Below are 12959 nucleotides of genomic sequence, written 5' to 3' on the forward strand. Positions count from 1 at the left end.
ATCCGCACCGGCAGGTCGTAGCTGGCGAGATTTATGGCTAAGCGCTGAAAATCTTCCAGCGTGTTCATGATCGTCATGCGGCGGCGGCGCTTCTTGCCGGGAATGCTGATCAGCACCTCATGTCGATGCTTGGATATGTCGATGGCGACCAACAAGGTCGAAAGGGTAGCATAGGTAGTGGTCATAGCCGGTCTCCTCAGCGGTGTGGTTATGCAAAACCACTGTTGAGACCTGAGACCCGGTTATGGCCACCCGCTGCGCAATTTGAGGGCTGCGCAGGCAGCCATAACCTCTTAGCGGCGCTTCTTCCCGAGGTGCTATGGCGCGGAGTTCCACGCGCGCGCCTTCGAGCGGGCCTGTTCCGAATATCAGATCGACCTGCGGCACCGACCACCGGGAACGCCGCGCTATGGTGGCCATATCGAGCGCCTGATCGGCACGATGATGGGCGCGTTTCACCTGCTGCCGGGCTCGCATTTCTCGAACATTTTCGAGCGCGGTGATCTCGACGCCGAGGCCGAGTCGGTGATGACGCACGGAGAGCTGGAGACCTGGCTCGCTCTCGAGATCACCGGCTCCTACCATGCGCGGGTCCACAGCGTGCTGGAAAAGACGCCGTCAGCAGCCTGGGCGGCGCAGGCGGATGAGATCAAGCTCCGCATGCCGGTCGATCTCCGACAGTTCTTGGTCGATTTTCTGCCCTCCGAGCAGCGGGTTTTGCAGCGCGACGGCCTGCATCTCTTCCACATCCGCTACTGGGCCGACGAGTTGCGCTGGCTGATGGGCCGGGAAAGCCGCAAGTTCACGCTCAAATACGATCCGCGTAATCTTTCGCGCATCTTCGTGCTGACAGAGAACGGGATCATCGAAGCCCGACCGGCGGATCTGACACGGCCTGCGGTCACGCTCTGGGAGCACCGCGCGGCGCGGCGCGCTTTGCGCGAGGCCGGGCGCCGGTCGGTAGATGAGGAACTGATTTTCAGGACGATCGAGGCGCAGCGCGACCTCGTCGCCAGCGCCGAGCGGCAGACGAAGGCGATACGGCGCCACCAGGCACGGCGGGCACATCTGACCCCTCTGCCGATGATCGATGTGACACCAGATGCCGCCGCGCGAGATGCCCTGCCTGCGCCGGAAGGGGAGGGGAGCCCGTTTCTCAGCCACCCCGGCTTCAAGGTTGAGGAGTGGTACGAGGATGACTGAGTTCCCGCATCTCTATCCGGGAGTCGGCAAGATCGCCGCGCTCAGTGCCGCGGAGCGCATTCATAGGATCCGCGCTGACCGCTGGATCTCCTACCCCAGGGCTGATGCCGCCTTGGAGAAGCTGGAAACGCTGATGTCGTTTCCCGAGCGCGCCCGCATGCCGAACCTGCTCATTGTCGGCGACAGCGGCATGGGCAAGACCATGATCATCGAGAAGTTCACCCGCGACCACGCATCGAGCTTCGACGAGACCAGCGGACGGCTGCATATGCCGGTCGTCGCCGTGCAGATGGTGTCTGGGCCTGATGAAACGCGCTTCTACCGCCGGATCCTGGCGGCGATTGGGGCCCCGGAGCCGCCGCGGGCGACACTGTCTGTGCTGGAAAGCCTGGCCTTGCGTCTGCTCGCCGAATTGCGTCCCCGTATGCTGGTCATCGACGAGATTCACAGCCTGCAGGCGGGGACGATCCGCGAACAGGCGCGATTCCTGAACATGCTGCGCTTCCTGGGCAACGAGCTGCGCATCCCGCTGGTTTGTGTCGGTACGGCGCAGGCCCGCAACGCGCTGCGCACCGATGATCAACTGGTGCGTCGCTTCGAGGCCTTCGCATTGCCGCCATGGCGGGAGGGCGAGGATCTGAACGGGCTGATGAGCACGCTCACGCGCACGCTGCCGCTTCGGCGCCAAAGCCAGATCGACGAGAAGGCACTCATGCGGATGATCAAGGTGACGGGTGGGATCACCTCAGGCATCTTTTCGATCCTGTCGCAGCTGGCGATTGCCGCCATCGCAAGCGGCGAGGAACGCATCTTCTCGCGCGATATTCTGGGCGGCGACCGGTTGCAGGCGGTCCTGGGAGAGCCGGTGTGACGGCGCGCGGGTGTCTGCCGGTTGTCTACCTCCCCGAGGCCGACGAACGGCTGTCTTCCTGGGCCGCGCGCATGGCCCCGTTCTACGCCATGACGGTTTCGGAATTCGTCGCTGCGCTTGGCCCGAAGGGGCACGACGTGTTCGATTTGGAATGGCGTCTTTCGGAAGGGCAGGGGGCTCTGATCGTGGCTCGGACCGGCCTTTCGCCGGAAGCGGTGCAGGCCATGACTTTTCGGGAGTTGGGGTCAGCGGTGCGCATGATGATCGCGCGGAAGAACCGGTCTCCGTGTAGGCACTGTCCCGAAGACCTGCATCGCAAAGCCGCCGCGCTGCCGTGGCGATTTCGCTGCCCGGTGCATGGTGTGGAGTTTCGGGACGCCACCGGCGAGACCCTGTCCAACCGGTTCGGTACGGATTGCTTCAAGAAACTTGAAGGGCATGCCGAGGTCGGTGCCGCTCATCTCGATGCCTGGGCGCGCGGTGCGGGGCAAGGCCACCTGGAAGCACCCCAAGTGCTTCAGGTTCTGACGGCACGGCATCGCCGTGCCTCGCCGCCGAACGTCGGTGAGCAGCCACGAATGTCTCTGAAAGACCGGCGGGACTACCATGATTTTCTGACCACGCCGATCCTCCGACAGGCGCTGACGGTCGTTGTCCCCGAATACGATCAGGTGGCGCCGGTACTTGCCAAGCCAGCGCGTCCCGGTCTCCACCCCCTGGCGCAGGGCTCGCTCTTGCAGTGTTTCGCGCTGGCGGTCGGCGCCGGGCGGATCATTGAGGATCCGGTCAAATGGGCGATCTCAGTCATGCTCATGAGCGATGCGGAGGGGCAGGGACGGGTCCGGCAGGCGATTGACGCATGGCCTCTTTTCGGCCCGGTTCTGGCGCGCTGAGCGCGACGAGAGAGCACGGCAGTCAGCTGAAAAAGCCGCGAGACAACGCCAGTCTCACAAACTCCGACTCATCCAGTCTCATAAATACCGGTACAGAATCTCATGAACCCCGGCTCGTTTTTCAGGGAAGTGCTTGAATCTCATCAATTCCGGTCTTCCGACAACTGAATCCGATGCTGAAGTTGAACTGTCTGGCAACATATCTGTTTATGTCCGATAATGTAAACTTATTGGACATAGAGAGCACTGACAAAGTGGGGCGGTTTGTGCGCAATTTTTTGGTGAAAAGCGCCGCGAAAGTATAGGCTTCAGGCATGACATTTGCCCGACTGGACTCCATCAACGATCTCGACACGTTACCCCGAATGCCTAAGTGGGTCACCTCTGCGCACGCTGCAACCCCTGAAGATGTTGCGTTTTTGTCGGGCGCGGCGCTCAACCACCTGCATCTTGTGTTGGGACGCGAGGAAATGCCCCAAGTCTTGTTGCGGGACCGGCTCGCGCTGCGCGCGGCCGCGGCCTGTGTCGCGTTTTCCGGGCGACCGGAAAGGGCAGGGGAGCTGCGGGATGCGGTGCATTTGCTGCGCCCCGGCGATTTGCCGGGACCCGCAGGCGAGATCTACCTCGCCTGGCGGCGCGCGGTGGAGCGGCCGGTGTCGATCAAGGCTGTGGGCCGAGCCTTGCCGGCCTTCGAGCCGGGCCAGATTGCCGGGTGGCTGGATGCAGGGCAGGGAACGCCGGTAGTCCGTGCTGCGATGGTGCTTGAGGCGGTGCTGAGCGAAGCGCCGCGGGCCGATGTGCCCGCGTTGATCCTCGCGGATATAGTCCTCGCCCAAGCACTCGGTTGGGGTCATCTGATGCCGCTGCTGGCGACTGGCCTGAAACGGGCTGACCTGCGCAGGCGAGGCGATGATCTTCGCTTCGCCTTTCATCGCGCGCTGATCTCCTCGGTGGTCGACGCCGTGCATCTCGCCGCCGACCTTGCACGTCGGGCGGCGCATCTGAAGACGGTCGCACCCAAGCTGCGGGCTAAGGGGGCTGGCAACGCGGTCGAGATGTTTCTGAGCCGCGATGCCGTGGCACCTTCAGCCTTGCCTTTGCCGGATCGCGCCGCGCGGCGGCTCTGCGACCGGCTGGTCGACCTTGGTGCGGTGCGCGAGCTGACCGGGCGCGACACCTTCCGGCTTTACGGGGTGTAGCGATGGCGAAGGATCGCTCTGACCCCGAACTGGATCGCGAGTTGCCCGACCTGCCACCCGAGCTGCGCTGGCGTGAATGGATCCGCCGGATCGAGGCGGTGCTCTTTGCCTCAGCTTCGCCGGTGCCGCGCGACGACCTGGCACGCGTGGTGGGGCAGGGGGCTTCGGTCGACCTTTTGGTCGAGGACCTTGCCACCGATCTGGAGGGGCGGGCCTTCGAGATTGCCCAGGTCGCCGGCGGCTGGATGTTCCGGACCCGGGCGGCCTACGCGCCCACGATCCGCGCTGCGGCGGATGTCGGGGATCAGCTACTCGATCTGAGCGAATTCGACGTCGCCGTTCTGGCTGCCATCGCCTATCACCAACCGATCACCCGCGACGGGCTCAAGGATATTTTTGGGAAAGAGATCAGCCGCGATTTGATTGGTCGGCTCCATGCGCGCGGGCTGATCGGGACGGGACCAAGATCGCCCATGCGGGGGGCACCCTATACGTTCGTGACGACCGATCTGTTCCTTGTCGCATTCAATATGCAAACGTTGCGGGATTTGCCTGACCGGGAACAGTTGGACGACGCAGGCTTGACGGCAAGGTGCGAAAAGACCATCTGATCGATGGCGCCCAAGAATCTGTGTTTTTTTTAGGTTTTCCGTTTAACCTCGATCTGTTCCTCGTGAATATTTCTCGACTTGTGCTATCCGATCAGAATGCGCGAGGGTCAGTAATTTAGCTGTCAGCCGGTAGTGCGCTGTGAGAAGTTTGATCGCGAGCGTCGTATTTCGCGCAAGAGCCGCATCTGCAATCGCGCCGTGTTCGACCATCAGATCCCGCGCCTTAGCGGTTGATACTTTACTTAGGCTCGGCATCCGGTATCGAACCGAGCTGAGGTAAAGGTTTGAGACAATTTGCTCAAGTCGACGAGAGCCACCCCTTATTTTGTATTTTTTCACATAAATACTTTTAGTAGTGTCCGCATTTCGTGTTGGTAAGTTTAGACAGTGCGTAAGACATCGCCTGGCGGCACCTTCCCGATACGGGCGATGAACCACTGCAAATACCCTTCGAGATACTTTGACACCGGTCCCCTGAATGGCATCGCCTTCACCTCAGGAGCGCGTCCAGGTTGCCGAAAACGATGCCATGTTTGACAAATCGCAAAGAATGTAATACATCCAAGAGGGATAGGAGAATGAGCCATGGCACCGCAATCCGCAGAAGCGACCGACACTCCGATTAGGCACCGCCTCGCAATGGTCTTGGAGAGCATGCGTGAGCTTCACCTGCTGGAGCGCAAGTCGGAGACCGTGACCGCACGGATCAACCCAGAACTGCTCCGGCTTGCCAAGGAACGAGCAGGGGTAGAAGCCAACAGTGCCCTCGTCGAGCTTGCCATCGCCAACCTCGCGGCCGAAGACGGCTTCCCGGGGGCATTCACCCGCGCGCGAGGACGCGTCCCCGCGGACATCGATCTCAGCATCTGATCGAGCGGCTCATTGAATATTCGAAAGGTTCTTCGCGCGACCCGCGCTGCGCGCAAGACACGCTCGCTCCCCACCCGGACTGACTTGGATCTCCTCTTCATGGAGGGCCTGCCTGTGGCCGGAGGCGCCATCATGCTGGATGCATGCGTCTATATCGATCAGCTCCAAGGCAAGCTACCTGTCGCTGTCGAGGCGCGCATCACAGCCCGCAGCATTTTCCACTCAAGCGTTGCGCTCTCGGAAATATGTTTCCCCTTCGGTCGCCTCAATCCAGCCGATCCGCGCACATCTTCGGCCCTTGCAACCATCGAGGCCTTGATCGACGCTATTCCTCAACGCCGCATTCTGCCTGTGTCTCCCACGGCACAAGCCCGGGGTGCCATCCTGGCAGGGGTCATGGCCAGGGAGCTGGGTTTCGATGAAGGTCAGAGACGCAAGTGCTTGATGGATGCCATGCTTGCCGCCCACTCAGTCGAAGAGCAACTCACGCTCGTCACGCGAAACGTCGCTGACTTCGATCAGCTGAGCCAGCTTGAACCAAAGCTCAAGGTCGTCTTCTACCGGCACTGACCTTGTCATCGTGGTGGTCTGCCCGGGTTACTGAAAACCAGGACACATCCGCCCGGAACCCCGGCGGATAAGTGCGGGCCCAAGAGCCCGCACTGCGCTCGATCAAGCCTCTGCGCGACTATTCCGCCGTCGGGTCGGATGGATCTTCGTAGTAGCCCTCCGGGATGATCAATCGGCTCAGATCAGCAGCAAGTGGCATTGCATCCTCAGCGCTTCCGAAAGTTTCAAACGACGTGGGCCCCTCCAAGTTGACCACCCAGTCAGGCGATGTCCCACGCGCTGTCTAAACTTACCAACACGAAATGCGGACACTGCTATACTTTTTGGACCATTGGACATTGGCGGGGTCTCAATGGCACGGCTATCGGTAGATGCGTGTGTCAATGATAGCCATTGAGTGACCAACTGCTCGTCTACCTCTCAACGCTCGCGATCGTCTCTTCCGGTATTGTTTGCAACGCTGTGACTTTGCGCGGACCATCTGATATGATCTCCATGCTCGTACGAGCACCTTAAGCGCTACAACGATGAGATCCCGAAGACCCAGTGGCTGCACATCCATTTGTAGGGAGGTAAACGACGATGGACTCCGCATCTAAGGTTCTTGAAACTGTGAATGCTCCGTACAGTGCGAACCTTTCCGCATATCAGCTTGCCTACGCAATCTCGGATTTTAACGCAGGTGAGGCCGCGATGGGCCCCGCTTTCTCCTTCTTCTCTGAAGTCCCTCTCGAACTTCAGATGTCATTTGTTGCAGAGTTGAACCTCCCGCACCACAAAGTACAGCAAGTCGCTAAGCACTTTCAGTCGCTTTGCCCGTTTCCTTTGGCATACGCTACGGTCACCCTCTCAACACTTAATGCGAGCGATAGGGATCCCAGCTTCTCCGAGTAAGTGGTACGGGGCATTTCGAACCGCTGCATTGACGTCAATTGTTCTTTTTGGCTTTTTTCGCGTGAGCCATAGAGCGAGCAAGCTCGCCACGATGATCCCTGAGCTGATGGAGATCAGCGAGATTTCAGCAAGCAGGATTGATGAGATGCTATCCATTAATTCCTCCTTCAGAGAGGACTCTCATTTTGACGATAGGCTCTGACGTAGACCTTAGCATAGGTTGCGGATACGCGGGCACGAAAGACAGACAGAGTGATGGGGGTGCGGCATTGATGACCGGGACGAAGGTCGACATTCCGATCATGTCAGCGGTGTCGAACATGCAGGGCAACACCCCGTTGGAAGAGGCCATGCAACAGGCGATGGACGTGCTGGGCGGCGTGCCTTTCGACGATGCTGATAGTGCCTATGCCGCGCGCATTCAGGCCACGCTCAGCGATGAGGACATCAATGCCGAGTACCGCCAGAACGGACTGGCGCCGCGCAAGGATTCATCGTTGTGCGACTACATCGTGCCGCCGCAGTCGCGCGGGCCGGCGATGATGGGGTCAACGGATGTGGCCGACGTGTCTTGGGCCGTGCCCACGGTGCAGGCGCGGGTCGCCACCCATGCCATCGGCACGCCCGGTCATTCGTGGCAGATCACGGCGCAGGGCAAGGCCGGGGCGGCGCATAAGGGCCGGAGCGAAAAAATGCGCTCTGGCTCACTCTTTTGCATGTTCATCAAATCCGGTCGGAAAAAAGGTTTGTGAACACCGTCATATGGTAGGAACCTTGGCCTGGCCGGGAACACGTTCTGATCATTATCGACAGCCTTGTTTGCCTGTGCGTGACATGGCGCGCATGTTCACAAATCTCTTCTTTCATCAGTACACGATAAGGCTCGCGGATCATCCATCTGATGAACAACGCCGACCAGGTGCGTGACATCTTTTATGCAAGAGAGTTGGCCCGTGCCACATAGAACAATTGGCCAGGCGTTCATCTCAACCAAAACCACAGGCAGAGCAATATTCACGGTGAATATGGGTGGGCTTAACCTTGGCCGGAGCCTCAGGCGGAGCGTTATTCACGGTGAATATGGATAGGTCTAACCTTCGCCGGAGGGTTCCGTCGCAAACTTTCCGGCAGCATGAAGGGGGCCGACCGGCGGACATGATTATGCCGCGATCTTCGCGAATGTCTGGAAGGCGGTGGCGCCATCGGCGGGGATCTGCCCCTTTCGGATCATGTGGGCGGTCTCGATCCCTGCGATGGTGGCTGCGGCCGAGTGGAAAGCCTTGAAGCCCATCATCGGGCGGGTGATCCGCTTGATGAAGCGGTGGTCCTGTTCAAGGATATTATTGAGATATTTGATCTGCCGGATCTCGATTGTGCGGCCTTCGCCGGTGAATTTAAGGATCACGTTGACCGCCTGCAGGCCAGCCAAGTTGGCACCGCTTTTGTCGATGACGACCCGATCTGGCACGCCGTTGGCGGCAATCGCTCGCTTGAAGAAGCGCCGGGCGGCGGACAGATTTCGGCGTTCTGACAGCAGGAAATCAAGGGTTTGACCGTCGCGATCGACGGCGCGATAGAGAAAGGTCCATTTGCCCTTAACTTTGATGTACGTCTCGTCCATCCGCCAAGAGGGGGCGGTCGGCCGTTTCCTCGTTTGCGCCCGGGCTGCGATCAGCGATGCGAACTTTACCACCCAGCGGTTCAGCGTGGCATGATCAACCTTCACCCCGCGCTCGGCCATGATCTCTTCAAGGTCCCGGTAGGAAACGGCGAAACGAACATAGAAGAAGACCGCGTGCAGGATCACCGATTTCGGGTAATGCACGCCCTTGAACTCGATCACGTCAACTGCCTTTCACCAACTCCCTGACAACGCTGACATACCCGAGTAAAAGAGGGAAACGGAAACTTTGCGACACTACCGTTTCTATGGCCGGTTGAGCGGACAGGCCGCGTGAAGCAATGCGCAAGCAATTGTCCAGCGGTCCAAGTTCCAGGCGGGGCATGCGGAGATTGCCGTCTGTATTCTCCGCAGGTTTTGCGGCGGTTATTGTTGTCTTGCGGAGAAAAAGCGGTATAATATCCGCAAAGAGTGCGTAATATATGACCTACATCCACGAACTCCCTGATTGGCCGCAGTTTATCTGGGATAAGGCCAAGCTGTCTTCACAACTTGCCGCGGTCCGTCACCGTCAAGGCAAGCTTTTGGGGCGCATGGAGGGTCTGGGCTTTGATCTTCGCAACGAGGCAATGCTGCGCACTCTTACCAGTGATGTCGTAAAAAGCAGCGAGATCGAGGGGGAGACGCTCGACAAGGATCAGGTGCGCTCGTCCATCGCGAAGCGGCTCGGGCTCGAAATTGGTGGACTGATCCCGTCTGATCGCCATGTTGATGGTGTCGTGGAGATGATGTTGGACGCGACCCAAGCGTATGACCAGCCGCTGGATGCTGAGCGCCTGTTCGGCTGGCATGCAGCTCTCTTTCCGACCGGGCGAAGCGGAATGACCCGGATCAGGGTGGGAAATTGGCGTGACGGTCCGATGGAGGTTGTATCAGGACCCTATGGCCGCGAACGCGTGCATTTTGAGGGGCCTGCGGCCAACCGACTGGAAGCGGAGATGGCGCGGTTTTTGGAATGGTTTGACCAGCCCCCCGAAACAGATCCCGTCATACGTACCGCCATCGCTCATCTGTGGTTTGTCACCATCCACCCCTTCGATGATGGCAATGGGCGCATTGCGCGCGCGATCGCAGACATGGCCTTGGCGCGATCGGAAGGCAGCGCCCAGCGGTTCTACAGCATGTCGACGCAAATTCGGCAGGAGCGGAGCGACTATTACGACATGCTCGAGAAAACGCAGAAAGTCGGGCTTGATGTCACGGCGTGGCTCGTTTGGTTCCTTGCTTGCCTGGACCGCGCATTCGATGGTGCAGAAATCATTCTTGAGGCTGTGTTCCAGAAGGCGCGGTTCTGGGAGACATACGGAGCGGCCAACATAAACGACCGCCAACGGGACATGCTCAACCGCCTGCTGGATGGGTTCGAAGGCAAACTCACGACGTCGAAATATGCAAAGATCGAAAAGTGTTCGCAGGACACAGCATATCGCGACATCCTCGATCTGATCGACTTGGGCGCCTTGGAGAAAGACGAGGCTGGTGGACGCAGCACCAGCTATTCCCTGACGGCGACGTAAAGAGGCTTGTCACACGCGAAGCCCGAAACGCGGACTCCAAGGAAGTGTCAGCCAAGTATCGGTGAGGGCATTGCCAGCTTGCTGCCACACCTTGGTACGACTAGCGTTTTGTCATGAGAATACCATCTGAGTTGCCGCGCCTGAAGGGCTATCGTTTCCCCCGTGAAGTCGTGGCCTATGCGGTCTGGGTCTATCACCGCTTCGCGCTCAGCACGGCGGATGTCGAGGACCTGCTGGCTGAACGCGGTGTAACCGTCAGCCGGGAAACCGTGCGCAAATGGGTGAATCGATTTGGCCGGCATTTCGCCGATTGCATCAAGCGTGACCGACCCACCGCTGCAGACAAATGGCACCTAGACGAAGTCGTCGTTCCGATCAACGGCGTGAAGCAGTGGCTGTGGCGAGCGGTGGATGCAAACGGGGACGTGCTGGATATCCTTGTGCAGCCGCGCTGAAATGCCAAAGCCGCCAAGCGTTTCCTTGCTAGGTTGATTGCCCGGTTTGGCAAGCCTCGTGTCGTCGTGACTGACAAATTGCGCAGTTACATCAAACCGATCCGGGCTCTTGCGCCTGAAGCTGATCATCGGGCACACAAAGGGCTCAACAATCGCATCGAGGGGTCGCATCGGCCGACCCGCAAACGGGAGAAGGTCATGGGCCGGTTCAAATCGATCCGACAGACGCAAAGGTTCCTCGCGGCCCACGATCAAATCAACACAATATTCAGACCCCGCCGCTACCGCCTTTCCACCGTCTCATACCGCCACGCAAGGTCAGATGCCTTCGACCTGTGGCACGGTTATGCGCTCAAAATGACAGCCTGAAGAAATCACACTCGGCGAACTTCACAGGTCAGTGTCGCTAAGTTGGCAATGCCGGTACAACTGATATTCAATCCTGTCTTACCGCCACTACCTCAATCTCTACCAGCCATGCGGGGTTTGCCAATCCTGCGACCTCAAAGACCGACCGAGTTGGGAGCTCAGGTTGTTCTTCGGTACCAAAGTACTGAGTGTAACCCTCCATAAAGCCTTGGAAATCCATCCCATCGCTGCCTTCGGGAGCGACGAGATAGGCCTGCATTTTGATGACATCCCCCATATCAAGGTCAATCCCGGCGAGCTTTTTCTCAATTGAAGCGAGCACACTGGCGGTTTGGGTTGCCGTATCGCCGAAGTATTCGGGTGAACCCTTCTCGGCCGCCTCATCGGCGACCGTCGGCACGGTGCCACTGAGGTAAACCAAGGTTGCATCCGCGGGCACTTCAACGGCCTGCAAGATCGGGAAGTCTGAATCCGGCAAACCGTGGCGAACAACTTCCGAGCTTTGAGCGTATACGCTCGTGGTCATAAGTGCTGCGACAGCGGCGAGGGGGGCGATAAATTTGCGGATCATTCGTGTTCCTCCGTGTTCTGATCTACGGGTTCGGCCGGCCGGGCGTCGGCCACGGCGTCGAGCGTACCATCGGCCTCATAGTCGTTGCCGAGGTTCGTCTGAATATAGTCCGTTATAGCCAATACTTGTTGGTCATCGAGAAAATGCCCAAGGCTTGGCATTGCAGCCTGGCCATTGATGATGACGTAGGTCGCATAGCCAGCATATTCGAGGTTGGGGTTGCCACTAAGAGCAGGGTACTTCCCAGCCCCAATGGCCCCTGACCCGTCAGCCATATGACAGCCGGAGCAGAGCGTTTGATACAACTCTTCGCCATCTTCGCTGACATATTCTTCGACCCATTCACCGCCATCCGCCATAGCGGTTATGTCACGCTCTTGTGGACGGGCTTCGCCCTCGGGAGGGGTCTCGCCGGTTTCAGGCGCCGTGGCTTGCGCAGCGCGCGTGTTTGCGTCGTTGTCTTGGGCATAGAGCGGCAGAGTGCCGAGAATGCCTACGATCGTCGCTGAGAAAAATATCTGTCGCATGGCTTCACCCGTTGATTACTTTGTCATGGAGGCGCGAGATCGCATCAAGCGAGGAGAGGATCGCTCCTTCTTGCCACGCAGGCAGGTATGAAAGATGCTCGCCTGCGCAGACGACGCGATTATCGATCTTGATGGCATCGTCGTAATAGTCGCGATCTTCCCAAACGCCTGAACACCCGAGAACCCATGGGACCTTGTGCCACACAACGCTGACGCCGGTCTTAAACTCATCCCGATACTGAGGATGGATTTTGGCACCCTGTCTTAGCGCCCATTCTAAGCGCTCATCAGGTTGCATGGCGTTGAACTTGTAGGAGTTCTCGCCGCGCCATGTATAACCGCCCAGCAACACGGCCGGTCCATCGGAGAAATAGCCAGCCGAAGGGTAACTGATCTGACCAATGGCGAGATCGGTATAGCTGATACCCCCGTAGATATCTTCGTCTTCTTCCCAAAAGCGGCGTTTGAATTCCAGGCCCCATTTCGTCGATCCGTTGTAGTACATCGAACTGATCGCATTGGACAAATCACCAGAAAGGTTGTGGTCGATCTGCCCGAGGATGGAGAAAGGAATGGTACAGACACAATAGTCCGCTTTGCTGGTCTGCTGACCTCCACCTGCTGTGTCTTCCCATGTCACCGTTACCCCGCTCTCGTCCTGCTGTAGCGAGACGACTTTGGCGTTATAGGTAATAAGATCTCCAACCTCGCGCTCGAACCCTTTGGCG

The 12959-nt window shown here is 58.9% G+C and carries 15 protein-coding genes and 2 pseudogenes; 10 read left to right on the forward strand and 7 right to left on the reverse strand.

The window, feature by feature from the left end:
• Positions 1–185: pseudogene (locus tag ACGYK9_RS18730) on the reverse strand (IS110 family transposase); the annotation flags it as partial.
• Positions 186–441: 256 nt separating this feature from the next.
• On the opposite strand from ACGYK9_RS18730, the gene ACGYK9_RS18735 reads away from it, so the two are divergent.
• From ACGYK9_RS18735 to ACGYK9_RS18755, 5 genes are all read left to right on the forward strand, one after another.
• A complete protein-coding gene (locus tag ACGYK9_RS18735) occupies positions 442–1203 on the forward strand; it encodes a Mu transposase C-terminal domain-containing protein (protein ID WP_394422676.1) in 762 nt (253 codons plus the stop codon).
• Positions 1196–2074: a TniB family NTP-binding protein gene (locus ACGYK9_RS18740; protein ID WP_394415033.1), complete on the forward strand. Its 879-nt coding sequence runs from the start codon at positions 1196–1198 to the stop codon at positions 2072–2074. Before ACGYK9_RS18735 ends, ACGYK9_RS18740 begins: the two co-directional genes overlap by 8 nt.
• Before the next feature lie 71 nt (positions 2075–2145).
• Positions 2146–2967 (forward strand): hypothetical protein, encoded by an 822-nt coding sequence (locus ACGYK9_RS18745; protein WP_394415036.1) that lies wholly within the window; start codon positions 2146–2148, stop codon positions 2965–2967.
• Between the two features lie 314 nt (positions 2968–3281).
• The gene (locus tag ACGYK9_RS18750; protein ID WP_394415039.1) at positions 3282–4166 is read left to right on the forward strand and encodes a DUF1403 family protein; all 885 of its coding nucleotides are present in this window, start codon (positions 3282–3284) and stop codon (positions 4164–4166) included.
• A 2-nt stretch (positions 4167–4168) separates the two neighbouring features.
• Positions 4169–4777, forward strand: coding sequence for an SMC-Scp complex subunit ScpB (locus tag ACGYK9_RS18755; RefSeq protein WP_394415042.1), 609 nt, complete (start codon positions 4169–4171; stop codon positions 4775–4777).
• Positions 4778–4819: 42 nt separating this feature from the next.
• On the opposite strand, the gene ACGYK9_RS18760 is transcribed toward ACGYK9_RS18755, so the two are convergent.
• Positions 4820–5215: an FCD domain-containing protein gene (locus tag ACGYK9_RS18760; protein WP_394415044.1), complete on the reverse strand. Its 396-nt coding sequence runs from the start codon at positions 5213–5215 to the stop codon at positions 4820–4822.
• 147 nt (positions 5216–5362) lie between these two features.
• Between ACGYK9_RS18760 and ACGYK9_RS18765 the strand changes: the two genes are divergently transcribed.
• Together ACGYK9_RS18765 and ACGYK9_RS18770 are read left to right on the forward strand one after the other, a co-directional pair.
• Positions 5363–5647, forward strand: a complete 285-nt coding sequence (locus ACGYK9_RS18765) for a hypothetical protein (protein ID WP_394415047.1) — start codon at positions 5363–5365, stop codon at positions 5645–5647.
• Between the two features lie 84 nt (positions 5648–5731).
• Positions 5732–6217 carry a type II toxin-antitoxin system VapC family toxin gene (locus tag ACGYK9_RS18770; RefSeq protein ID WP_394415050.1) on the forward strand — a complete coding sequence of 162 codons (486 nt, stop codon included), beginning with the start codon at positions 5732–5734 and terminating at the stop codon, positions 6215–6217.
• 849 nt (positions 6218–7066) lie between these two features.
• On the opposite strand, the gene ACGYK9_RS18775 is transcribed toward ACGYK9_RS18770, so the two are convergent.
• Complete coding sequence (locus tag ACGYK9_RS18775; RefSeq protein ID WP_394415053.1) at positions 7067–7267, reverse strand: hypothetical protein; 201 nt, start codon at positions 7265–7267, stop codon at positions 7067–7069.
• Between the two features lie 116 nt (positions 7268–7383).
• Between ACGYK9_RS18775 and ACGYK9_RS18780 the strand changes: the two genes are divergently transcribed.
• Positions 7384–7863 (forward strand): hypothetical protein, encoded by a 480-nt coding sequence (locus ACGYK9_RS18780; protein WP_394415056.1) that lies wholly within the window; start codon positions 7384–7386, stop codon positions 7861–7863.
• A gap of 407 nt (positions 7864–8270) precedes the next feature.
• On the opposite strand, the gene ACGYK9_RS18785 is transcribed toward ACGYK9_RS18780, so the two are convergent.
• Positions 8271–8954 (reverse strand): IS6 family transposase, encoded by a 684-nt coding sequence (locus tag ACGYK9_RS18785; RefSeq protein WP_394415059.1) that lies wholly within the window; start codon positions 8952–8954, stop codon positions 8271–8273.
• 260 nt (positions 8955–9214) lie between these two features.
• On the opposite strand from ACGYK9_RS18785, the gene ACGYK9_RS18790 reads away from it, so the two are divergent.
• Both ACGYK9_RS18790 and ACGYK9_RS18795 read left to right on the forward strand, forming a co-directional pair.
• Positions 9215–10309, forward strand: coding sequence for a Fic family protein (locus ACGYK9_RS18790; RefSeq protein ID WP_394415062.1), 1095 nt, complete (start codon positions 9215–9217; stop codon positions 10307–10309).
• A 113-nt stretch (positions 10310–10422) separates the two neighbouring features.
• Positions 10423–11133, forward strand: a pseudogene (locus tag ACGYK9_RS18795) (IS6 family transposase).
• Positions 11134–11200: 67 nt separating this feature from the next.
• Here the strand turns inward: ACGYK9_RS18795 and ACGYK9_RS18800 are convergent.
• From ACGYK9_RS18800 to ACGYK9_RS18810, 3 genes are all read right to left on the reverse strand, one after another.
• Entirely contained in the window at positions 11201–11704 is a 504-nt protein-coding gene (locus ACGYK9_RS18800; RefSeq protein WP_394415064.1) for a RidA family protein, read from the reverse strand.
• Positions 11701–12231, reverse strand: coding sequence for a c-type cytochrome (locus ACGYK9_RS18805; RefSeq protein WP_394415067.1), 531 nt, complete (start codon positions 12229–12231; stop codon positions 11701–11703). The genes ACGYK9_RS18800 and ACGYK9_RS18805 overlap by 4 nt, the downstream gene beginning before the upstream one ends.
• Positions 12232–12235: 4 nt before the next feature.
• Positions 12236–12959, reverse strand: a 724-nt coding sequence (locus ACGYK9_RS18810; RefSeq protein WP_394422678.1) for a flavin monoamine oxidase family protein, incomplete at its 5' end; no start/stop codon positions are given.

Origin of the sequence: Sulfitobacter sp. 1A15258 (assembly GCF_043557045.1) — a bacterium.
GTDB classification, from domain to species: domain Bacteria; phylum Pseudomonadota; class Alphaproteobacteria; order Rhodobacterales; family Rhodobacteraceae; genus Sulfitobacter; species Sulfitobacter faviae.